The following is a 22,142-nucleotide window of genomic DNA, read 5'->3' as shown; positions in this document are numbered from 1 at the left end:
CGGCGTCCACGGATAAGATTTGGCGGCGCGCTATTGTGCCGTTTCCTTCAAGGAGTTCAATGTTCGATCTGAAGTCACGCACGCTCGCTGCCGGCGATAGCAGCACCGGCAAGCGGCTTCGGCTGGGCAAGTCGCTCGAGTTCGCGCTTGCGGTGCTGAATCCCACGAACACCAATGGGCTGATTGTGGGCTTCGTCGCTGCGAACTATTTCTGGCTGATTATCTCGACGGTTTTAGCGCTTATTCTCGCGCTGATATTCGGTTGGACTTGGGTCGGGTTGGCGGCCTTAGTGCTGTCCTTGATTGTCGACGGGCTGGCCGCCCGCGGCATGGCTCGTGACTCGATTGTCCTGCACCGATTGCGGGTCGATAGTGCATTGCGTGGACTGATCTACGTCGTTCTCTTTGCCGCAGTTGAGGCACGCTGCGGACACGGACATACGGCCGCTGCGGTGATCATCATGGGATTCGGCTCCTACGGCGCCCAGTTCATTGACCGGCTGTCGGCTCGCTGGCTGGGCAGCCAGCAGGTAGCAGTGCGTTATGTCCCGCAAGGAACTCAAGCCGAGCCGCTTCCAACAATGGCCCGACTCTATCTGCGTGGGATGATTCAGTCTGTACCCCAGGTTGTCGTGCTAATCGGCGCAGTCGGCGCGGTGGTGGTCACCGGACACGCGGGCCGCCCCAACCTCGTCTGGTTGATCGTTGCGTTCGGCTGGGTGCTGAGCTTTGCGACTGCGCTGGCCACAGTTATCGCCGTGCGACGCCTCGGTTCGGACGAAACCGGCGAGAAACTCATGAGCGAACTTCAGCGGTTCCTCGATGACCTCGCGCCGACACATGTCACCTATCTGTCAGCCGGCGCTGGCCAGTCCAAATACATCCTTAATCAATGGATCCCGGTTATCGAGCAGGTGCCATCGCCAGGATTCGTTCTCGTGCGTGAGTCCAGCAACCTGGCGCCGGTCCAAGAGACGACGCTTACGGTCGTCTATGCACCGAAGACGCGCCATGTCGAGGAACTTACCGCTGATCGGGTCAATCTGGTCTATTACCTTGCCAACGCCGGCAAGAACGTCCATCTGTTGCGCGAGGCTGCGGTTAAGCACGTCTTCCTCAACCATGGTGACAGTGACAAATCGACGAGTGCCAATCCGGTCTCGCGCGTCTATGACGAGGTATGGGTCGCCGGTCAGGCCGCGATCGACCGCTACAAGTCGGCGGGGATCACGATTGCGGACAATAATTACCGAATCGTTGGTCGTCCCCAGATGGCGCAACTCCTCGTTGGTCCGCGCGGCGCCGATCGCCCCACAGTGCTCTACGCACCGACCTTCGAGGGCTACTACGAGGAGTCGAACTACTCGTCGTTGGAGCGCATGGGTCCACAAATCATTCGCCATATTCTGACCGAGTATCCAAATGTTCGGATTATTTTCAAACCGCACCCCAACAGCGGTGTCCAGCGGCCGGGTATGAATGCGGCGCGGATTGCGATCGCCGACATGCTCAACGATGGTGACCACATTTTTGTTGATCCGCGCTCGCCAGTGACACTGTATGACGCGTTCGACCAGTCCGATGTCATGATTTCCGACATCTCCAGCGTCGTGACCGACTATCTCTACACCGAACGACCGGTCATCGTGTCGAACCCGGTCAGCATGGCGAAAGACCAGTTTCTGGACACCTTCCCCACGCAACGTTCGAGTTATCTGCTTGACGGTGATCTGGGCAATCTCGACGCAGTGCTCCGGGATGCACTCGGTGCGGACACAATGCGTGCCGAACGGATCGCACAAGGCAAGTATGTGTTAGGCGATCTGCCGCAAGGACCGTTACGCGTCTTTATTACCGAGACCGAGCGAGTGACCCGTGAATCGGTTGCGCACGCCGCAACCATCGCCAACCGGTTCCGGATCTCGGCGAATGTCGATCCGCTGCTTGACCAAGAGGCCGATGACTCCGAGGAACCGGACGACGACTAAAAGGTCGGTGTTAGCCCGCCAAGAATCGCCGTAGGCGGGTGCGTGGCCGCAACTTTCGTCGTACCCGTTGTCCCCAGGTCGGTGGTGGCGGGGCTGGCTCTGGTGCTGGCTTCGGTGGGGGTGGTGGCGGTGGAAATGGCAGCGACAGCCACGCCGGTTCGTACGGTTGCATTCCATCATCGATGCGACGTTTGACCTCATCGATTGCCGCACGAATGTCGGTGAACGGCACTCCATCGAGTTGTTGTGGCGAAAATTGCCACCAACGAAGGTCCAACAGTTCGGCAACGATATCGGGATCGAAGCGCTGCGAGATCACTTTGGCTGGCACTCCGCCCACAATCGTGTAGGGCGGAACGTCCTTGGTTACGACCGCCGACGAAGCGATGACGGCGCCGTCACCGATCGTGACTCCTCGCAAAATTGTGACGCCAGAGCCGATCCAGACGTCGTTGCCGATGACCGGCGGCTGACCACGGAAATCGCACTGCTCTTCGGACACCCGGCTGCTGACCCCAGCTGGGTGAAATGCGAAGCGTTCGTCGTTGTACTGGAACACATTGGTGCTTAACCAATGCAACGGGTGCTCATGATCGCCGAGTCTGAACTTGCCCGCGATCGAGCAGTAGCGGCCGATCGAGGTGACCGAGACAGCCAGCCCGCTATGGAAGTAGGTGAAGGCGCCGACTCGCGCGGAATCGTTGAAGGCGAAGCGACCGAGAAAAGAGACGGGAGGCTCGACCTCAACGGATTTGCCCTCGGGGATGCCAACCGATTTGTGGCCCTTGACCAAGTCGCGGTTGTCGGGGAGTCGGTTGTCGGGGAATTGGGCCGGCTCGGTCATGGCTGCTCTCCTTGGTTCCATGCTGCGTCGCGCTGGCGGCTGGCATGGCCGACCGCGGCAACGAAGGCCTCCGTCGCGGCACCGGGCGTCACATCGTTGAGGTGGGCAGTGATCTCGGCTGAGTAGTCAGGTGGGCCTGCGATCAACTCAGCAATCAGATCCGCCGTACGACTGGCATCGGTGGCGTAGAGCCGTGGAAGTCGTGCCGCAAGCGTATCGGAGGCAGCATCAGTTGTGGTGGGAACGGTGACCAAGAGAGCGCGGCCAGAGGGAAGCCAATAACTCGCCACCGCAGAGACATCAGTGATCAGTGCCGAGGCGCCCTCGAACGCCAGACCGAGATCGGGCGACGTATCGACCACCTGCCCGGCGCGTTCGACGATCCTGCGCAGCTGCCGATCGGCCGCGGCGAAAGCCTGACTTTCGTGCCCGGTGAACGGGTGGGGTCGATAGAGGACATCATGACCAGCACGCAGCAGTGACTCGACGATCGCTTCGCCGTGGCTGATCACAGAACTGTAGGAAGTCGAGGGGTGGGCGCCTTCCCAGGTCGGCGCATAAACGACTTTGATCGGGCCTGTCTCGCCAGCAGGCTCGTCCCAGTTTAGTTCCAAACCGTCGAGTTGTGGTTGGCCGATCGCGACGGCGTGTGACCGGGCGTCGTAGAACCTTAGCTCCGTCGCAAGCCGTTCGATCGCAGCTTCACCAGCGACGAAATAGCGATCGAATGCCTTGACCTGATTAGAAGAGAAAACCTGTTTGTCGCTGTCGCCATGACCGATGTAGATGTGCATGAGTGTGCGGAATCGTAGGCAATCGAAATCCAGCGGATCTAGGTTGACGTATAGGGCGATTTTCACCGTGCTTTGGGACAGAATGCTGTCCAATTGAGCTGAGGTCGATAGTGAAAATGCGTCGAGCGTTGATTCGGCCCGAATCTGTTTGCTGACTCGAGAATCCCGACAAACGATGGCGACCGGCTGCACCCGGTTCAGTTCGGCGAGCGCGTGGTACCACCCGCGGAGCTGGTAGAGGCTGTCCAAGGCGGTCGGGAACCATACGATGGCCGCCGCGCCGATGGGCGCATTCAGACGGTCGACATCGGCCGCGCGATTGAGCATGCTCGTTGGGAAAACCCGTGAACGGCGCGCATGTCCGAGGACCCATGAGATGAAGGTTCTCATATTCAGACAGGTTAGCGGCCGCTGGTGCGTTGGCCTTGAAGTAGGGGGGTGATCTGATTGTCGAACATCGACAGCGCTGCGCCGATCGCCATGTGCATGTCGAGATATTGGTAGGTGCCCAGACGCCCGCCGAATAAGACGCCCTTTTCTGCTTTGGCAAGTTCGCGGTATGCCAGCAGCCGTTCACGATCCTGAGCGGTGTTGACCGGGTAGTAGGGCTCATCCCCGTTGCCGTCGGCGTCGTGTTCGGCGAAGCGCGAGAACTCGCGCATAATGACGGTCTTGTCAGCGGGGTAGTTTCGTTCGGGGTGAAAATGCCGGAACTCATGGATCCGGGTGTAAGCGACGTCGGTATCGGCATAGTTCATGACGGGTGTGCCTTGAAAATCGCCGATCGGAAGCACTTCTTCCTCGAAGTCGAGCGTGCGCCACGCCAGATTGCCTTGGGCATAGTCGAAGTAACGATCGATCGGGCCGGTGAACACAATCGGAGTTTGCCCGACACAGGCCGCCTTATTAAACGGCTGCGACTCATCAAAAAAATCCGCATTGAGAGTGACTGTGATGTTGTCGTGGGCGGCCATCCGCTCCAACCAGGCCGTGTAACCGTCCGTTGGCAGGCCCTCATAGGTGTCGGAGAAATAACGGTTGTTATAGGTGTAGCGGACGGGGAGTCGAGCGATGATCTCAGCGGCGAGTTCGCGCGGATCGGTCTGCCATTGCTTGGCGGTGTAGCCCTTGATGAAGGCTTCGTAGAGCGGTCGGCCGATCAACGAGATCGCTTTTTCTTCGAAATTGGTGGCTTCGGTCTGCAGTCCGGCCTGCTCAGCGACCCACGCACGAGCGGCGTCGGGGGAGTACGCGGCGCGTTGGAACTGGTTGATCGTGCCGAGGTTGATCGGCATCGGGAAGACCTCATCGCGATAAGTGGTGTAGACGCGATGCTGGTAGGAAGTAAACGAGGTGAACTGGTTGACGTAATCCCACACTCGCTGATTGGACGTGTGAAACAAATGTGCACCGTAGCGGTGGACCTCAATGCCAGTCTCGGGCTCGACTTCGCTGTAGGCGTTGCCGCCGATGTGGTGGCGGCGGTCAATGACCTGAACCTTAAGGCCCAGCTCATTGGCACAACGTTCGGCAATTGTCAGGCCGAAAAATCCCGATCCAACGATGATGATGTCTGCATTCATTACGAATCCTTCCGCGCGGGGACGTCGGCGGGATCCATCGGATGCCACGTCTTGTCGGCCCGCAACTTACGGCTGTCGCGCATACCGCGGGTGAGATCGTCGACGCCCTTGAGCCGGTGATCGACGGCGAGCAGCCGGAAGATTTCCTTTGCGAAGGTAAGGAAGGTTCCCAGCGCGAAGCCAACTCGATTGAGCTGTCCATGTGCGTCGAAATATTTGGCTACGTACGCGCGGTTGCGCATCACGTGGTAGCGAGCCAGCGGACTCGAGTCGTTGAAATGGCGGATGCCAGCAAGGCTGATCTGTTTCTGATCGCGTTTCTTTTGCAGCACGTATTCGTCGACATAAGCGACCTTCGTGAACTGTGAAGCCAGCCATGCATAAACGGCGTCATCCCAAGAGATGAAGAAGCGTGGATCGGGCAGGCCGATCTGACGCACCACGTCGGCGTGGATCAGCATGCCCTCGAAAGTGCCCGAGTTGGTGATCGCGACGCCTTGAGCGTTGAAGTTGTTGCGGCCGTACGGGAGCGGCACCGCGAGGAAATTGTTGAACTTTGCCTGCCAGTAAAACGGGCTGCCGTCTACGTCGTAACGGCGACCGTGGATGCAGTGGAACTGTTTCATCCATGGATCGAAGCGTGCCAGCGCCTCAGGGAGAATCTCAACGTCGTCGTCCATGAGCCAGACCCAGTCCGCGCCGTCGGCGAGCGCGACGCGGGTGCCTTCGGAGAAGCCGCCAGCGCCGCCGGTGTTCGTCGCCTGGGGATGATGAACGAGCTGGCCGGGCTTGAAATCAGCCATGGCCGCGTCGACGATCTCAGTAGTGTCATCGGTGCTCGCGTTGTTGATCACATGGATACGATCGGCCTGGGTCGTCATCGCTGCGGCACTTTTTAACAGCCCTTTTAGCAAAGCCGAACGGTTATAGGTGACGATCGCGATATGGACAGATTCGGATGCCGAGTTCACGTCCTCATCCTACTGGTGACCATTGATGCACGTCTAAAGCCCCAAAGCCGCGATGGACGTTAACTGAGCGGCCGGCTAAGGTACCGTCGTTTCGTGTCTCGACGCCTCCGGTTTGCACTGCCCGCCGCGATTCTGCATCCGGTACGGCTGTTGCCACTGACCTTCGCTGCCCTGATCTTGGTGGGCACCGTGTTGTTGCTGCTACCAGTGGCGCATGCGGGAGCGGGTTCTGCAAATTTTATGGCGGCGCTCTTCACGTCAACCTCGGCGGTTACGGTCACGGGCCTCTCAACGGTCGACACGTCGTCGTTCTGGACGCCGACTGGCCAGGGGATCATGCTCGTGCTGGTCGAGCTCGGCGGCCTTGGCATCATTGCCCTCGCGACGGTGCTCGGCTTATTCATCGGTGGCCGGCTCGGCCTCCGTACGCGCCTTGTCGCGCAGACCGACATGCACGTGGTGAACATCGGTGAGGTCCGGCCGCTGTTTCGGCGGGTAGCCGTCACGATGCTGTCATTCCAGTTTGTCATCGCAGTAGTGCTGACGATCCGGTACCGCGGGGCGTATTTCAACGATCTGCCCACTGCGCTCTGGCACGGGGTGTTCGACGCCGTTATGTCGTTCAACAACGCCGGATTTTCGCTCAACAGTGACAGCCTCACTGGATATGCTGGCGACGGCCTCATCATCATTCCGATTTCTCTGGCTGTCTTTTTTGGAGCAGTGGGTTTCCCGGTGCTCGCCGAGTTGTTCGTGGGTTGGCGAAACCCGGCGCGCTGGACGATCCACACCCGACTGACGGTCTGGGGCTCCGTTGGCCTGACGATCCTCGGTGCGGCTGTATTCCTGCTGGTGGAATGGCACAACCCGGGAACGATCGGCGGGGAAGGCCTTGGACACAAAGTCGTGAGCGGGTTCGAAGCCGGAATCATGCCCCGGTCCGGTGGGCTCGCCAGCTTGGACTGGGGGTCTGCGCGAGCCGAAACGCTCGGTTTCACCACCGTGATGATGTTCATCGGCGGCGGTAGCGCCAGCACGGCCGGTGGCATCAAAATTACGACTTTTCTCTTGCTGGCCTATGTGATTCTTGCCGAACTGCGGGGTGACCCGGAAGTGCGGATCGGTCGTCGCTCGGTTGGCAGCGCCACGATTCGCCAAGCCATGACAATCGCGCTGCTCGCGGTCATGCTGGTCACTATGTCGACGTTGGCGATTCTTGCGATGACTGATTTCGACACGCAGTCGGTCATGTTCGAGGTTGCCTCCGCGTTCGGTACCGTCGGACTCAGTACCGGGATTACCGCCCAGATGCCCGGCGGCGCTCAGGGCATACTCATGATGTTGATGTTTATCGGTCGGGTCGGCACGATCACGGCGGCATCAGCATTGACAATGCGCAGGCGGGCTTCCCGCTTCCACCTGCCCGAGGAGAGGCCGATCATTGGCTAAGAAAGTGAACGCATCCGACAGCCCGGTGATCGTGATCGGAATGGGCCGCTTCGGTACATCCGTTGCGCAGTCGCTCGAACGACTGGGTCACGAGGTGCTTGCTGTCGATGAAAGCCAGGAGATCGTGCAACGGTATGCGAGCGATTTCACCCACATTGTCGCCGCCGACACCACCGACAGCGAAGCACTCCAGCAAATCGGCGCGGATCAATTCGACCGTGCGGTCGTAGGCATCGGTACCGATATTGAAGCAAGCGTCCTGACGGTGCTCAGCCTGGTTGAGCTCGGGGTCAAAGAAGTATGGGCCAAGGCCATTAACTCCAAGCATGCGCGGATCCTTGAGCGAGTCGGCGCTACCCATGTCATACGCCCCGAATCAGCGATGGGCGAGCGGGTCGCGCACATGGTGACCGGCGCGATGATCGACTACATCGAATTTGACGACGGATTCGCAATCGCGCGCACCCGGGCGCCGAGCGGAGTATGCGGCCGGACGCTGGAGGACTCTAGGGTGCGCGCGAAGTTTGGTGTCACGGTCGTCGGCATCAAGGTTCCCGGTACGGATTTCACCTATGCCAAGGCCGACACGTTCATCGACCACGCGGTCGAACTGATCGTTTCCGGACCAACGGTGAAGGTCGAGGCGTTCTGTGCGCTCACGAACACCTGAGGCTTGATTGTGACCGTCGACGCAGGCGTCGGCAACGCGGCACGGCTCCGGTAAAGTCAGGCTTGTGAGCGCGCCCGAAACCGACAATACCCACCCCGTCAGCACTGCATACCGTTATTCCAGCGAACTCGCGGCTGGCATTGAGCAGCGCTGGCAGGACCGATGGGACGCGGAAGGCACGTTTGAAGCGCCCAACCCGGTTGGCGATCTCGCCGGTCCGATCCCGGGCGACAAATTCTTCATCATGGACATGTTCCCGTACCCCTCGGGTTCAGGGCTCCATGTCGGCCACCCACTCGGCTACATCGCCACCGATGTTGTCGGCCGTTACAAACGAATGACCGGGTCCAACGTCCTGCACACGCTTGGCTACGACGCGTTCGGTCTGCCCGCCGAGCTGTATGCGGTGCAGACTGGCCGTCACCCGCGCGCGACCACGGTTGAGAACATTGCCAACATGCGTCGGCAATTGCGCCGACTCGGTCTGGCCCATGATCAGCGGCGCTCATTCACGACGATCGACCCGGACTATGTGCGCTGGACGCAGTGGATTTTCCTGAAGATCTTCAACAGCTGGTATGACACCGATCAGGGCAAAGCCCGACCGATCGACGAGTTGATTGCTGCGTTCGAGTCGGGGGAGCGGCCGGTCGCAGACGGTCGCACGTGGACCGAACTCACCAAGATCGAACGCAATGAGGTTCTTGACCAGCACCGGCTGGCCTATGTCAGCAATGCCCCGGTCAACTGGTGCCCCGGTCTTGGCACCGTCCTCGCCAACGAAGAAGTCACCTCCGAGGGGCGCAGCGAGCGCGGCAACTTCCCGGTGGTCAAGCGCAATTTGCGGCAGTGGAACATGCGGATCACGGCCTACTCCGATCGCCTGATCGATGATCTTGACCGCGTTGACTGGCCCGAAGCGGTTCGCCAGATGCAGCGCAACTGGATCGGCCGCTCGACAGGTGCGGAAGTCAGTTTCAGTGTTGCCGGAGTGGACGCGGTTGTCGATGTGTTCACCACGCGTCCAGACACATTATTTGGTGCGACCTACGTCGTCCTGGCGCCGGAGCATGATCTCGTCGAAACGATCACGGCGGCAGCGTGGCCCGAGGGCACTAACTCATTGTGGACCGGCGGCGCGGCGACTCCCGCTGAAGCGATTGCCGCCTATCGTGCGGCAGCCGCGGCTAAGACCGATCTTGAACGCCAAGAGAACAAGGAAAAGACCGGCGTCTTCACCGGCGCATTCGCGAGCAATCCAGTCAATGGCACGAAAGTCCCGATCTTCATCGCCGACTACGTCCTGACTGGCTACGGCACCGGTGCGATCATGGCAGTCCCAGCACAGGACAATCGCGACCACGAGTTCGCCGAGAAGTTCGAACTCCCGATCATCAGAACCGTCCAGCCGCCTGAAGGTTTCGACGGCGGTGCGTTCACCGGTGACGGGCCGGCGATCAACTCCTCCAACACAAATCAGTATGCCGACGGAATCACCCTTGAGGGTCAAGATGTCGCGACCGCCAAGGCAGCCATCATCGAATGGCTCGAAGGCAGGGGATCCGGCCGCGGCACGACGACATACCGACTGCGCGATTGGTTGTTCAGCCGGCAACGTTATTGGGGTGAGCCGTTCCCGATCGTCTACGACGAGGACAACCAACCGATCGCATTGCCCGACGACATGCTGCCGGTCGACCTGCCGGAGGTGCCCGACTATTCGCCGCGGACATTTGAGCCCGGCGATGTCACGAGCGAGCCGGAGCCGCCGCTGGCGCGCAACCAGGACTGGGTCCACGTCGAGCTCGACCTCGGTGATGGCCCCAAGACCTACCGCCGTGAGACCAACACGATGCCTAATTGGGCGGGCTCGTCGTGGTACGAACTGCGCTACACCGATCCGAATAACGCGACGGCGGTCACTGATCCAGAGAACGAGCGCTACTGGCTCGGACCGCGCACGTCCGGCGATGCCGGCGGCGTGGATCTTTATGTCGGCGGCGTTGAGCATGCCGTGCTGCATCTGCTGTATGCCCGCTTCTGGCACAAAGTCCTGTTCGATCTGGGCTATGTCTCGAGCGAAGAGCCATTCCAGAAGCTGTTCAACCAAGGCTATATCCAGGCGTTTGCGTTCGTTGACGCGCGCGGCACCTACGTACCTGCGGCCGAGGTCAGCGAACATGTTGATGACTCTGGTGCCACGACCTACCGCTATAACGGCCAGCCGGTCAGCCGTGAATACGGCAAAATGGGCAAAAGCCTCAAGAACATTGTGACGCCCGATGAAATGTATGACGCCTATGGTGCCGACACATTTCGGGTCTATGAGATGGCGATGGGGCCGCTTGACGTCTCACGGCCGTGGGAGACCCGGGCCGTTGTGGGATCGCAACGCTTCCTGCAGCGCGTATGGCGACTCGTCGTTGACGAAGGCACCGGCGAACTTGTGGCCGATGAATCAGCGCTCGATGGGGATACGCTGCACGTCCTGCACAAGACAATCGAGGCAGTGCGCACCGAGTTTGACGGGATGCGCTTCAATACCGCGATCGCCAAACTGATTGAACTCACGAATCATCTGACCCGTACCAGCTGCCACAGCCGTGCGGCGCTTGAGCCGCTGGTGTTGATGCTGGCGCCGCTGGCCCCGCACCTCGCCGAGGAGTTGTGGGCACGGCTTGGTCACGCCGAGTCGTTGACGTTCGCGGCATTCCCCGTTGCCGAACCGGAGTATCTCGTCGATGCGGCCGTCACCTGCGTCATACAGGTGCAGGGCAAAGTTCGGGCGACCATCGACGTGGCGCCCGCGATTGGCGATGAAGAGCTTCAGGCATTGGCGCTCGCGGAGCCGAAGGTCGTGCGTTTCATCGACGGCCGCGAGATTCGTAAGGTCATCGTGCGCGCACCCAAACTGGTCAACGTAGTCGTCTGAACGACTACTTCGGCGCGTCGTCGACCAGGATGTTGAAGTTGACCGTGCCGTCCTTGACCGACCTGCTTTTCGAGTTGCATTGACACCTGGGCGGCGAGTGTCTTGCCGCTGACTGCACTGTCGCCCGTGCTTTCTGAGCAGCCCGTCGTGAGGACAAGCGCCGCGGACATCGCAATGAAAATGGTACGGATCTTCATGGAGTTCCGATCGTGTGGGTGCTTTGCGCGCAGGCGCGGACGCCAAAAAGTAGCACGCGGATTGCCGTGGCGAGGTTGAATCCGAGAACGGCACTTGACCGCCATTGATTGGCGCAGGGGATAGCCTCTGAGCATGACGATTGCACTGGTCACCGATTCGACGGCTTCGCTGTCCGCGGACGCGGTGCGCGCCAACGCCATCGACGTCGTTGCGCTCCAGGTCATCATCGGTGCCGAATCATTTGAAGAAGGCGTCAACGTCTCGGCGAATTCGGTGTCGAAAGCGCTGGCGGAATACGTCCCCGTCAACACTTCACGCCCAACGCCGGAACGTTTTGTGCAGGCCTATCAAGCGGCCGCCAAGGCTGGCGCGAGTGGGGTCGTCTCGGTTCATCTCAGCAGCAAGATCTCGGGAACGTTCGACTCCGCCGTGTTGGCAGCGAAAAAGTCGCCGATTCCGGTGACGTGCGTTGACACCAGTCAGGTCGGCATCGCGGTCGGTTTCTCGACGCTACGGGCGGCCGCAGTTCGCGCTGATGGCGGCAGCATCAAGGCAGTTGCCGACGCCGCTCGCCGAGCCGGTCAGAACTCGTTCACCGTGTTCTATGTCGATACGCTCGAATATCTCCGCCGTGGTGGCCGGGTTGGTGCCGCGGCGGCGCTGCTGGGCTCAGCCCTAGCGGTCAAGCCGCTGTTGACCGTCGCCGGTGGGCTGATCACACCGCTGGAGAAGGTACGTACGTCGGCCAAGGCGCTGGCACGGCTTGAGACGCTAATCGTCGAGCGAGCCGGCAGTTTTGAGCACGGCTTCGATATCGGCATCCAACATTTGGCCAATCCCACAGTTGCCGCTGGGGTCGCGACTCGATTGACCAAGTCGTTGGGCATCGACGCAATCGCGATCAGCGAGGTCGGGGCTTCGATCGGAGCTCATGTCGGCCCGGGGATGATCGCGGTGACGCTGACTCCGCACGCCTGACCGGTCTTGGCCGGAGTTATCCACTGCCGGGCGCCCGGTCGAAGTTGTGCACAGGTCGCGCAATGGTGCCTTTCTGGGCGGGGCTGATCTGCATACAGTCGCGGAGTGAAGATCGAGGAGGAGACCCGCGCTGATGTGGCTCGGCGCAGACTTGCGCAACTCACCGCAACATTTGAAGGACGCACAGCCGAAGGGCGCACAACCGAGAACGACGAGACGCCCGCGCCGTCCGCACACCGACTGGAGCGTCAACACCTCCGGGTCGTGGGGGTGGTCCTGACCGCGGCAGCGGTGATTACGACCTGGTGGCTGTTGTCGGCCCGGCCGCACGCTGAGGCCGAGGCGCCGGCGCTGCCGCTTGCGACGTCGGCGGCACCCGCCAAGGTCGCTGCCGCTGACGTGGTGATTGACGTCGCGGGGAAGGTCGGGCATCCCGGCATAGTCACGCTACCCAAGGGATCGCGGGTCGTCGACGCGATCAAGGCGGCCGGCGGGCTGAAAGGCAAAACCCCAACGGTGGGCCTCAATCTTGCCCGTGTGTTGGTCGACGGGGAGCAGATTCTGGTCGGCATCGCTCCTGCGCTTGGCGACACCACTGGCCCGGCCGGCGCGGCAACAGGTGCAAAACTCAGTCTCAACACCGCGACGACTGAACAACTTGATGGGCTGCCGGGCGTCGGTCCGGTGACCGCGAAGGCGATCCTTGATTGGCGTACCAAGAACGGATCCTTCACGAAGGTCGAAGACTTGCTTGATGTGAAAGGAATCGGTCCGGCAACCCTAAAGGATCTTCGCGATCTTGTGACTCCCTAATGCACGATCTGCGTATGGCGATTCCCGCCGTATGCGCGTGGGCCACCGCCGGGGTTGTGGTCAGTACGTCGGCGACGACCGGTTTCGGCCTGTTCGCGGTGGGGCTCGGATTGTGCTGGCTTGCGTCGGCCCGACCCGGTAAGCAGTTGCCGATACTGATGCTGGCAATCGTGATTTGCACCGTGGCGGCTGTCACCGCCTGGCGTATGACAGCAGTTAGCAACTCTTCGGTGCACCGGCTTGCGATCAGCCACAGTTTGGTCACAATCGACGCGACGGTCAGTCGGGATGCTCGCAGTTTCGCGGCACACGGCAGCCAACTGGTCGTGCTCGATGCGGTCGTACATCGAATCGGAGCGCGGCATGAGTCGTTTGCCGATCGTGTGCCGATCACCGTTTTTGCGAATGCCTCGACGAGTGCACGCGCAGCGCGGCTGCAAATGGGGGAGCGTTTCACCGCGCTCGGTCGACTCGCTCCGACCGACGTGACCAACCGAGCCGCCGAGTTCACGGTCATACGGCTCGGTCCGGCTCGGCACGAGGCGTGGTGGTGGGGTGCTTCCGCGCGGATGCGTGCGGCGGTGACCGAATCGGTGAGTCAAACCGGCCGCGAGCCGGCGGCGTTAATCCCGGCGCTGGTTCATGGCGACGATCAAGGCCTCGACGAATCAACGAAGGATGACTTTCGCCGCACCAGTCTGACTCACCTGCTGGCGGTTTCCGGGACCAACCTGACGATCGTGTTGGTCACGCTGCTGCTGATCGGGCGAACTCTTGGCATCCGTCGGCGCGGGCAATGGCTGCTCGGCGCACTTTCGGTCGTCGGTTTCATCCTGTTGGCGCGGCCAGACCCGAGTGTTCTGCGTGCCGCGGCGATGGGCAGCGTGGGACTTGCCGGACTCGGCTACGGCACGCGTGGCGGCGTGCGGGCGTTGGCATGGGCGATCGTCGTTCTGGTCCTGGTCGACCCATGGCTTGCTACTGCGCTTGGCTTTGTCCTGTCAGTGTGTGCGACTGGGGGCATCCTGCTGCTCGGACCGCCGCTGACCGCCGCCATGGCCCGGCGCATGCCGCGCTGGCTGGCCATCGCGATCGCGGTGCCGATCGCCGCACAACTCGCCTGCACCCCCGTCATCGCAGCGATTTCTGGACAAGTGTCGCTCGTATCAGTGCTCGCCAACATCCTTGCCGGCCCGGCCGTCGCGCCAGCCACTATTCTCGGACTTGCTGGGGGAACGGTAGGGCTGCTGTCAGCATCGGCAAGCCATATCGTTGGAATACCAGCGGGCTGGTGTGGCAGCTGGATCCTTGCCGTCGCGCACTGGTCGGCCGCGCTTCCGGGTGCGGCAGTTGCTTGGTCAGGCCCGCTCTGGTTGCTCGGCCTGTTGTGTATCGGGGCCGCGGCGGGAATCGTCTGGATCGGCGCCCGTCCGGTGCTCTTGGTTGGCCTGTCACTCGGATTGGCGATATGTCTGTGGCGGCCGCCGACGCCGGGCTGGCCGCCTGCGGGCTGGGTCATGATCGCCTGCGACGTGGGGCAGGGCGATGCCACGATCTTGAACGCCGGTGACGGCAGCGCGGTTGTGGTGGACGCGGGCCCCGAACCGGCCCCGGTTGACCGCTGCTTACAGCGACTGGACGTCCGGCACATACGACTGATGGTGTTCACCCATGGCCACGCCGACCACATCGGTGGTTGGGCTGGCGTCGAAGGTGGCCGGCAGGTCGACCAGATCCTGGTCGGACCAACTGGCGGTCCGGGTGGTGGGGTGCCACGGCACGAGGCCGTGTTGGGTGAATCTTTCACGGTCGGCGGCCTGAATTTCTCCGTACTCGGTCCCGAATCGACCGAGCATTTACGCGCCGAAGAACGCGACGGTTCGACCGCCAATAACGCGAGCGTCGCTCTGCTGGTTGCGACCCGCGGCATGCGCATCATGATGAGTGGGGATGCCGAGCCAGAAGAACAAGGTGCGATCCTCCAGACTGGATTCGACCTGCACGCAGACATCCTCAAGATGCCTCATCACGGCAGTGCCCGGCAATCCGAGGAGTTCTTTGCGGCGGTCGGGGCCCGGATCGCGACGATCAGCGATGGTAAGGACAACGACTACGGTCATCCCGCCCAGGCCGCGCTCACGCTGCTGCGCAAACTTGACGTCGCGGCATATCGCACCGACCGCAGCGGCGATATCGCGGTCACCGTCAACGGCGGCAGGCTCAAGGTCTTCACCCGCTGAACCGCCGGGACCGCGCGCCGTCGGAGCGGCTCAGTATGCTGGTTCGGTGGCCTCCCCGTTCGGCAAAATCTTGCTCATCACCGGCAACGCCGAGTTCCTGTCCGAGCGCACTCGCCGGCGGGCGGTCGAGGCGATTTCGGCCGAGCAGCCGGACTGTGAAATCGCCACGGTATCGGGATCGACAGTTGCTCCCGGTGAACTAGCCGCGCTGACAAGCCCATCTCTTTTTAGCTCATCCAGCGCTGTCGTCATCGCCGATATTCAAGAACTCGGCGACAGCCAGCAGGAGGAGCTGCTGGCATACGCCAAAGCGCCGGCAGCTGATTCGGCCGCAGTGCTGATCCACAGCGGTGGTCAGAAGGGCAAGGGATTGCTCGACAAACTGCGCAAGTGTGTGGCGGTTGCTGAGGTCAAGAGTGAAGCGCCGAAATATGAGCGCGACTTTGCGGCCTGGATCAAGGACGAGATCCGTCGGCTGGGATCGACAACCGATGACCGTGCGGCAACGTTGTTAGTTGCTGCGGTGGGTCAGGATCTGCGGGCGTTGGCCGGTGCCGCCGATCAACTCGTCAGCTCGATCGAACGCGGCGAGCCGGTATCGATTGACATCGTCAAACAGTATTTTGGCGGCCGCGCGGAGGTCCGCGGCTATGAGATCGCCGACGCGGCGATCAGCGGCCGGATTGCGATTGCACTTGAGCAATTGCGCTGGGCGGAGGCCAATAAAGTTGCCGCGGTTCTCGTCACGAGTGCATTCGCATCGGGCGTGCGGTCGTTGGCCAAGTTGTCGAGTGCTCCGCCCGGTTTGCGCGACAACGATCTGGCTAAACACATCGGTGCGCCGCCATTCAAAATTCGCGCCCTGCGCGGGCAGTTGCAGGGATGGGACCAGCGTGGCCTCGCCAAGGCGTTGAGCGCGATCGCGCGGGCCGATGTCGAGGTTAAGGGCGGCGGGGCCGATCCGGCATACGCGTTGGAACGCATGGTCTTGCAGGTGGCTGCGGCCCGCAACGGCTAGCCCGTCCCCAAGATTTGGCCGCGATCATCCCGTTTCGACAGGGTTTCCGCGAGATTCTGGGCATCTATCCGCCAAATCTCGGTGGCTAGCCCGGCACGCGACAAAAGAAAAAGGCGCCCCAAAGGGCGCCTTTTCAGCTGACAACGCTTAGAGTGCAGCAGCCTTCTTGGCGATAGCCGACTTGCGGTTGGCAGCCTGGTTCTTGTGGATGACGCGCTTGGAGGCGGCCTTGTCGATCTTCTTGGTGGCCTCGGCGGCGAGCGCCTTGGCATCATCGGTCTTGCCGGCAGCCACAGCTTCATTGAAGCGGCGCACGGCCGTCTTGAGCGCCGAGCGCACGGACTTGTTGCGCTCCTTGGCAAGGTCGTTCTGCCGGTTGCGCTTGATCTGCGACTTGATATTTGCCACGAGGCAAGCCTGTTCTTTCGAAAGTATGTGGATGGTGTTCTGCGCACCGAAGCACGCGACCGCTCACTTTAGCAGCGGATTGGCCCCAGCCTCAAATCGGCCGTCGGTGATGACCAGCATACCGGTTGGATCGGGGCGAGCAGGTGCAGCGATTGCCGGTTGCCATGGGACAATGAAGCCATCATGACCACCAGCCCCAACGCAGTGCCTCAGCCCGGAGCGACCGACCCTGCAATCATCCGAAATTTCTGCATCATTGCGCACATCGATCACGGCAAGTCGACCCTTGCCGACCGCATGTTGCAGCACACCGGTGTGGTTGACGGACGCGACATGCGCGCCCAATATCTGGACCGTATGGACATCGAGCGTGAGCGTGGCATCACGATCAAGAGCCAAGCCGTGCGGATGCCGTTCACCAAATCTGATGGTGCTGACGCCGGCGAGACCTACGTCCTCAACATGATTGACACCCCAGGCCACGTGGACTTCACCTATGAAGTCAGTCGAAGCCTAGAGGCCTGCGAAGGCGCGATCCTTTTGGTCGATGCGGCGCAGGGGATCGAAGCGCAGACACTCGCCAACCTCTACCTCGCGATCGACGCGGACCTCGACATCATCCCGGTGCTCAACAAGATTGATTTGCCCGGTGCGCAGCCGGAGAAGTATGCCGCCGAGATCGCGCACATCATCGGCGGGGATCCCGATGAAGTGCTCCGCGTCTCGGCCAAGACTGGCCAGGGCGTTGAACAACTGCTCAACAAGATTGTCGATGAGATCCCGCCGCCGAAGGGCGATCCTACGGCGCCGCCGCGTGCGCTGATTTTCGACTCGGTCTATGACACCTACCGCGGGGTTGTGACCTACGTCCGCGTTTTCGACGGCAAGCTCTCACATCGCGACAGAATCAAGATGATGTCGACCGGCGCGGTCCACGAAATGCTTGAGGTCGGTGTTATTTCACCTGATCCAGTCAAGTCCCCGGACCTCGGTGTCGGTGAAGTTGGCTACCTCATCACCGGGGTGAAGGAAGTTCGCCAGTCTCGTGTCGGTGACACCGTCACGTCCGCGATCAAGGGCGCGACCACGCCATTGGGCGGTTACCGACACCCCAATCCGATGGTGTTCGCCGGCCTCTATCCGATCGACGGCGACGATTTCAGCACGCTGCGTGATGCGCTGGAGAAGTTGCAGCTCAACGATGCGGCGCTCACCTATGAGCCGGAATCCTCCGGCGCGCTGGGCTTTGGCTTCCGGATCGGGTTCCTCGGTCTACTGCACCTCGAAATTGTCCGTGAGCGGCTGGAGCGGGAGTTCAATCTCGACCTCATCTCAACCGCCCCCAACGTCGTCTATCGCGTCGAAATGGAAGACGGCAGCGAACATACGGTCACCAATCCGAGTGAATATCCCGAGGGCAAGATCGCCAAGGTCTTTGAGCCGATGGTGCGCGCCACAGTGCTTAGCCCGTCGGGCTACATCGGCGCGATCATGGAGTTGTGTCAGGTGCGCCGTGGCGAACTCGTTGGCATGGATTATCTGTCCGAGGACCGCGTGGAGATCAAATACACGCTGCCCATGGGCGAGATCATGTTCGACTTCTTCGACGCGCTGAAGAGTCGAACGAAGGGCTACGCCTCACTCGATTACGAACCGACCGGCGAGCAGGCTTCCGATCTAGTCAAGGTCGACGTCATGCTGCAGGGCGAGATCGTCGACGCATTCAGTGCGATCGTTCACCGCGACAGCTCGTATGCCTACGGTGTTGCGCTTGCCTCAAAACTCAAGGAACTCATTCCGCGCCAGCAGTTCGAAGTCCCGATCCAAGCCGCAATCGGCTCGCGTGTGATCGCCCGCGAGACAATTCGTGCGATCCGCAAAGATGTCCTCGCCAAGTGCTATGGCGGCGATATTTCGCGCAAGCGCAAACTGCTCGAGAAACAAAAAGAGGGCAAGAAGCGCATGAAAATGGTTGGTCGCGTCGAAGTCCCCCAAGAGGCCTTCATCGCCGCGCTTTCGACCGGCGATATCGACAAGAAGTAGCCGGTGCCACCGAACAACAAACTCGGGTCGAACGTGGTCGGGTCCTCGACCTCGAGGGTGTTCGCTCCACTGACAATGGTCTGGTCGGACACCATCGCTGCATACTCATCGGAGGAATCCTGAAAAATGAACACCCACTGGCCGGCCGAGAGTTGACCGTTTCGAGCGCGAGAGAAAGTGCCGTCGGCACCCGTGGCGCTGAACTCGACGAAACCGTCGTCAGCTTTGTCACCGAGGTTTATACCCAAGACCGCAACACCCCGAACAGGATTTCCATCAATACCGAGCACAGTTCCGGTAACCGTCGTCTTGGTCGCGGCGAAGGACGGAATCATCGGCGACAACGCCAACAACAGTGCTCCAGCCGTGACGGCAACGGCCGAACGGCGTAACGATAAAATCATGAATGCTCTCGCGTGAATTCCGACCTGCTGATTGGAATGAGCCAACAGCACGCAGTGGGATCGCGCTCCGAGGCCGAACGTAAAAATCGCCCAACGGCTTCGAATCCACCGCAGATGAGGACATCCGGACACGCGACTGCTTGCCCGATCCGGACAGCCGCTGTCCAAGGCTGTAAATTCCCAAGACGCCTAGTGCGGGGTGTATGCCCTTGCGCCGCAGACTCTTCGGTTGCGACTTGAATCGATCACAGCCCATCCGGCGCATCCTAGGACGATCACACCGGGAACGATGGCGAGTTTCGATTGATCTCGCGCGCCGCTGACGCAATCACGAGTCCAACTGTTCAAGTCGGACGTTTTGAGATTCAGGGGATCGACAAATCCCGTGTCCCCGCTAAGCACAACCAACCCGACCGGGCCGCAACAGACTTGGCCCCGTGGGCTCAACTCCGCAGACAGCGAGCCACCGAGAATGAAGGCCGCCCAAGCAGTGGAGCGACAATGATCGCCGCCGCCAAGCCCGCTAACCCCCAACACACCCAACGGCGTCGTGTGGAAAGCAACAAGCCCCGCACACAATCACCGGTAGGGTTTTGACGATCAGCGGAGAGGGTTGCGGTCATGACTGACACAGCGACGACCAGACGGTCGGACAGGCTGACCTTCGTTTGCCTCTTGCTGATCAACACAGTCACCGTGGGAGCTGCTTACGCCGTGGTAATCAACGACGAGAACATCCGTGTTCTGGCTGCCGCGACCTTGCTGGTCGTCGTGATCATCGCTCAGGCGATCCATAATGGGCCGTTGCTGACCGTCCTCTCCTGGGTGTCAACTATGCCTGTTGCCGTCGTCATGGCCGTGTTGATCGTTGCCTATCCCGCCCTTGATTGGTCCGGCCCTGGCGAAGCCGACCAAATTCGTATCTTGCCGATCGTGCCGGTTATAACCGTGTTGTATGCAATCGGCTTCACGCTGGTCTCGGCTGCCGCCTACTGGCTTCGATTCGCCTTCCGAGATCACTACTCCCGCAAGAGTCGCTAAGTCCGCAAACTCCCATTGCACCTAGAGATCGGGCATGGCAAACCCCAAGTGTCTGGGTGTGCCGTGACGCTACGGCCGGTACTCGGGTGGTCGCGGCTTGAATAAGTAGTCAGCGCCCTTCGGGTCGACGCTGTGCGATTCGATACCTATCACGCGCAAGACGGTGCTGAAGAGCGACTTGCTGACAGCACTTAAAGCCCTGAGCCCTCTCATTGCGACCTCCCTCATAGACCAGAACAGCCGGATGTCCTGACTCTCCCACCGAAACTGAGAATAGGGAAGCCGTGGCACGACGCCACAAAAGGGCAAGCCTGTTTGTGTTTTTCTACCGCTGGGGGTCTGTTTCATTAACGGTGTTTCCGGCGGTTTCATTTAGTAGGTTTCGGCGGCCGGCCAGCGGTCGGCGAAGGTGATGGCAAAGGCGTTAAGAGCCGGCTTCCAGCGCATCGTCCATCGGGTCTGCCCACGACCGGTCGGATCATAGAGACCTAGTCACAAGATCTCCCCCTACGACTTCGTCGTGGGCGGTACCCCCAAACATTTGAGTGCCGCCTGCTCGGTCGGGAAATGGCCGCGTGCCCGGACAGCTCGCCGATATCTTGCGTTCAGCGATTCGATCGCGTTGGTGGAGCAGATGACTTTGCGGATCTCGACGTCATAGTCCAGGAACGGAATGAATTCCTCCCACGCGTTCTCCCAGAGCCGGATGATCGCGCCGTATTGTTGCCCCATTTCTCGGCCAGGTCGTCCAGCGCTGCCCGGGCTGCGTTGGGGTTGGGTGCTGAGTAGATCGGTTTCACGTCTCGTTTGAGCGCGTCCCAGTCTTTCTTCGACGCCAGACGGAACGTATTCCGAATTAGATGGATGATGCAGGTCTGGACCGTCGTCAACGGCCAGACGTTGCCCACCACATCGGGCAGTCCTTTGAGCCCGTCGCAGACCAGGAAGAACGTGTCCGTCTCGCCACGATTCTTCATGTCGGTCAGGACACTCATCCAGAACTTCGCGCCCTCACCGCCGGTGCCAGCCCAGAGCCCCAGAACGTCCTTCTCACCAGCCAAACTGACACCGATCGCGGCATAGATGGGCCGGTTCGCGACAGTGGAGCCGCAGCAGTCAGGGCGTAGCCGCTGTGGAGCCGTCACGGATCTTCACCACGATGGCGTCGATGAAGATCGCCGCATAAACCGGCGCAAGCGGACGGTTGACCCATTCAGTCATTTCCTGGATCACCTTGTCCGTGATCCTCGAAACGGTTTCTTTGGACACGCTGGCGCCATAGATTTCGTTGAAGTGGGCACTGATCTCACCCGTGGTCAGGCCTTTGGCATAAAGCGACAGGACCATCTCATCAACACCGGTTAGCCGGCGTTGTCGTTTCTTCACGATCTGCGGAGTGAACGTCCCATCCCGATCCCTCGGGACCTCAATCTGAACCTGTCCGGTGGCTTCGGTCAGCACCGTTTTGGGACGTGTCCCGTTGCGCACATTGGCCGATTCACGGCCGTCAGGGACACGGTTCTTTTCGTGACCCAGATGCTCGGTCAGTTCCTCGTTTAGAGCGGTCTCAAGGACGTTCTTGGTGAACAGTTTCACGCCCCCAAGCACTCCGTGCAGGGAGGGACCCCCGCCCGTCAGGGCCAGTGAGCGAGAGGCCCTGTTCTTTAGCCTTCCGGACAAGCTCAACAGCAGCCGCCTCTTCAGCAGACGGGCTGGGCTTCTTCTCATTGTTCGAATTCACATCGTTCAGTGTCGCGGTCATCACGGC

At 60.8% G+C, this 22,142-nt stretch carries 15 protein-coding genes and 1 pseudogene; 10 read left to right on the top strand and 6 right to left on the bottom strand.

Going from position 1 to position 22,142, the window contains the following annotated elements; translation table 11 throughout:
* Window positions 1-59 precede the first annotated feature (59 nt).
* A complete protein-coding gene (locus AC2YB9_RS12690) occupies window positions 60-1,988 on the top strand; it encodes a CDP-glycerol glycerophosphotransferase family protein (protein WP_487265707.1) in 1,929 nt (642 codons plus the stop codon).
* Between the two features lie 10 nt (window positions 1,989-1,998).
* On the opposite strand, the gene AC2YB9_RS12685 is transcribed toward AC2YB9_RS12690, so the two are convergent.
* From AC2YB9_RS12685 to AC2YB9_RS12670, 4 genes are read right to left on the bottom strand one after another with little or no spacing between them, the layout of a single operon-like run.
* Window positions 1,999-2,832: a CatB-related O-acetyltransferase gene (locus AC2YB9_RS12685; protein WP_487265706.1), complete on the bottom strand. Its 834-nt coding sequence runs from the start codon at window positions 2,830-2,832 to the stop codon at window positions 1,999-2,001.
* On the bottom strand, window positions 2,829-4,016 hold the full coding sequence (locus tag AC2YB9_RS12680) for a CDP-glycerol glycerophosphotransferase family protein (RefSeq protein ID WP_487265705.1): 1,188 nt from the start codon (window positions 4,014-4,016) through the stop codon (window positions 2,829-2,831). The genes AC2YB9_RS12685 and AC2YB9_RS12680 overlap by 4 nt, the downstream gene beginning before the upstream one ends.
* Window positions 4,017-4,027: 11 nt before the next feature.
* Window positions 4,028-5,209 carry a UDP-galactopyranose mutase gene (glf, locus tag AC2YB9_RS12675; protein ID WP_487265704.1) on the bottom strand — a complete coding sequence of 394 codons (1,182 nt, stop codon included), beginning with the start codon at window positions 5,207-5,209 and terminating at the stop codon, window positions 4,028-4,030.
* Entirely contained in the window at window positions 5,209-6,180 is a 972-nt protein-coding gene (locus AC2YB9_RS12670; RefSeq protein WP_487265703.1) for a glycosyltransferase, read from the bottom strand. Before AC2YB9_RS12670 ends, glf begins: the two co-directional genes overlap by 1 nt.
* 93 nt (window positions 6,181-6,273) lie before the next feature.
* Between AC2YB9_RS12670 and AC2YB9_RS12665 the strand changes: the two genes are divergently transcribed.
* The 7 genes from AC2YB9_RS12665 (at window position 6,274) to holA (ending at window position 16,478) form a co-directional block, all read left to right on the top strand.
* The gene (locus AC2YB9_RS12665) at window positions 6,274-7,629 is read left to right on the top strand and encodes a TrkH family potassium uptake protein (protein ID WP_487265702.1); all 1,356 of its coding nucleotides are present in this window, start codon (window positions 6,274-6,276) and stop codon (window positions 7,627-7,629) included.
* Between the two features lie 4 nt (window positions 7,630-7,633).
* Entirely contained in the window at window positions 7,634-8,299 is a 666-nt protein-coding gene (locus AC2YB9_RS12660) for a potassium channel family protein (protein ID WP_487265701.1), read from the top strand.
* Window positions 8,300-8,363: 64 nt separating this feature from the next.
* Entirely contained in the window at window positions 8,364-11,231 is a 2,868-nt protein-coding gene (gene leuS / locus AC2YB9_RS12655) for a leucine--tRNA ligase (RefSeq protein ID WP_487265700.1), read from the top strand.
* Window positions 11,232-11,561: 330 nt separating this feature from the next.
* Window positions 11,562-12,407 carry a DegV family protein gene (locus AC2YB9_RS12650; RefSeq protein ID WP_487265699.1) on the top strand — a complete coding sequence of 282 codons (846 nt, stop codon included), beginning with the start codon at window positions 11,562-11,564 and terminating at the stop codon, window positions 12,405-12,407.
* A 105-nt stretch (window positions 12,408-12,512) separates the two neighbouring features.
* Window positions 12,513-13,220 carry a ComEA family DNA-binding protein gene (locus AC2YB9_RS12645; protein WP_487265698.1) on the top strand — a complete coding sequence of 236 codons (708 nt, stop codon included), beginning with the start codon at window positions 12,513-12,515 and terminating at the stop codon, window positions 13,218-13,220.
* Between the two features lie 14 nt (window positions 13,221-13,234).
* On the top strand, window positions 13,235-15,460 hold the full coding sequence (locus AC2YB9_RS12640) for a ComEC/Rec2 family competence protein (RefSeq protein WP_487265697.1): 2,226 nt from the start codon (window positions 13,235-13,237) through the stop codon (window positions 15,458-15,460).
* Window positions 15,461-15,506: 46 nt separating this feature from the next.
* Window positions 15,507-16,478 (top strand): DNA polymerase III subunit delta, encoded by a 972-nt coding sequence (holA, locus tag AC2YB9_RS12635; RefSeq protein ID WP_487265696.1) that lies wholly within the window; start codon window positions 15,507-15,509, stop codon window positions 16,476-16,478.
* Window positions 16,479-16,625: 147 nt separating this feature from the next.
* On the opposite strand, the gene rpsT is transcribed toward holA, so the two are convergent.
* Entirely contained in the window at window positions 16,626-16,886 is a 261-nt protein-coding gene (gene rpsT, locus AC2YB9_RS12630) for a 30S ribosomal protein S20 (RefSeq protein ID WP_487265694.1), read from the bottom strand.
* A 183-nt stretch (window positions 16,887-17,069) separates the two neighbouring features.
* Between rpsT and lepA the strand changes: the two genes are divergently transcribed.
* Window positions 17,070-18,929, top strand: coding sequence for a translation elongation factor 4 (gene lepA, locus AC2YB9_RS12625; RefSeq protein WP_487265693.1), 1,860 nt, complete (start codon window positions 17,070-17,072; stop codon window positions 18,927-18,929).
* A 1,025-nt stretch (window positions 18,930-19,954) separates the two neighbouring features.
* Complete coding sequence (locus tag AC2YB9_RS12620; protein ID WP_487265692.1) at window positions 19,955-20,374, top strand: hypothetical protein; 420 nt, start codon at window positions 19,955-19,957, stop codon at window positions 20,372-20,374.
* A gap of 372 nt (window positions 20,375-20,746) precedes the next feature.
* Here the strand turns inward: AC2YB9_RS12620 and AC2YB9_RS12615 are convergent.
* Window positions 20,747-22,136, bottom strand: a pseudogene (locus AC2YB9_RS12615) (IS256 family transposase).
* Window positions 22,137-22,142 lie beyond the last annotated feature (6 nt).

Source organism: Aeromicrobium changchenzhani (assembly GCF_057586615.1).
The sequence above is the reverse complement of the archived record's forward strand: the minus strand, read 5'-3'. Positions and strand labels throughout refer to the sequence as shown.

Coding starts and splice junctions, on each gene's coding strand:
- AC2YB9_RS12690 (WP_487265707.1), top strand. CDS start 60: ATGTTCGATCTGAAGTCACGCACGCTCGCTGCCGGCGATAGCAGCACC.
- AC2YB9_RS12680 (WP_487265705.1), bottom strand. CDS start 4,016: ATGAGAACCTTCATCTCATGGGTCCTCGGACATGCGCGCCGTTCACGG.
- AC2YB9_RS12650 (WP_487265699.1), top strand. CDS start 11,562: ATGACGATTGCACTGGTCACCGATTCGACGGCTTCGCTGTCCGCGGAC.
- lepA (WP_487265693.1), top strand. CDS start 17,070: ATGACCACCAGCCCCAACGCAGTGCCTCAGCCCGGAGCGACCGACCCT.
- AC2YB9_RS12620 (WP_487265692.1), top strand. CDS start 19,955: ATGACTGACACAGCGACGACCAGACGGTCGGACAGGCTGACCTTCGTT.
- AC2YB9_RS12685 (WP_487265706.1), bottom strand. CDS start 2,832: ATGACCGAGCCGGCCCAATTCCCCGACAACCGACTCCCCGACAACCGC.
- AC2YB9_RS12640 (WP_487265697.1), top strand. CDS start 13,235: ATGGCGATTCCCGCCGTATGCGCGTGGGCCACCGCCGGGGTTGTGGTC.
- glf (WP_487265704.1), bottom strand. CDS start 5,209: ATGAATGCAGACATCATCATCGTTGGATCGGGATTTTTCGGCCTGACA.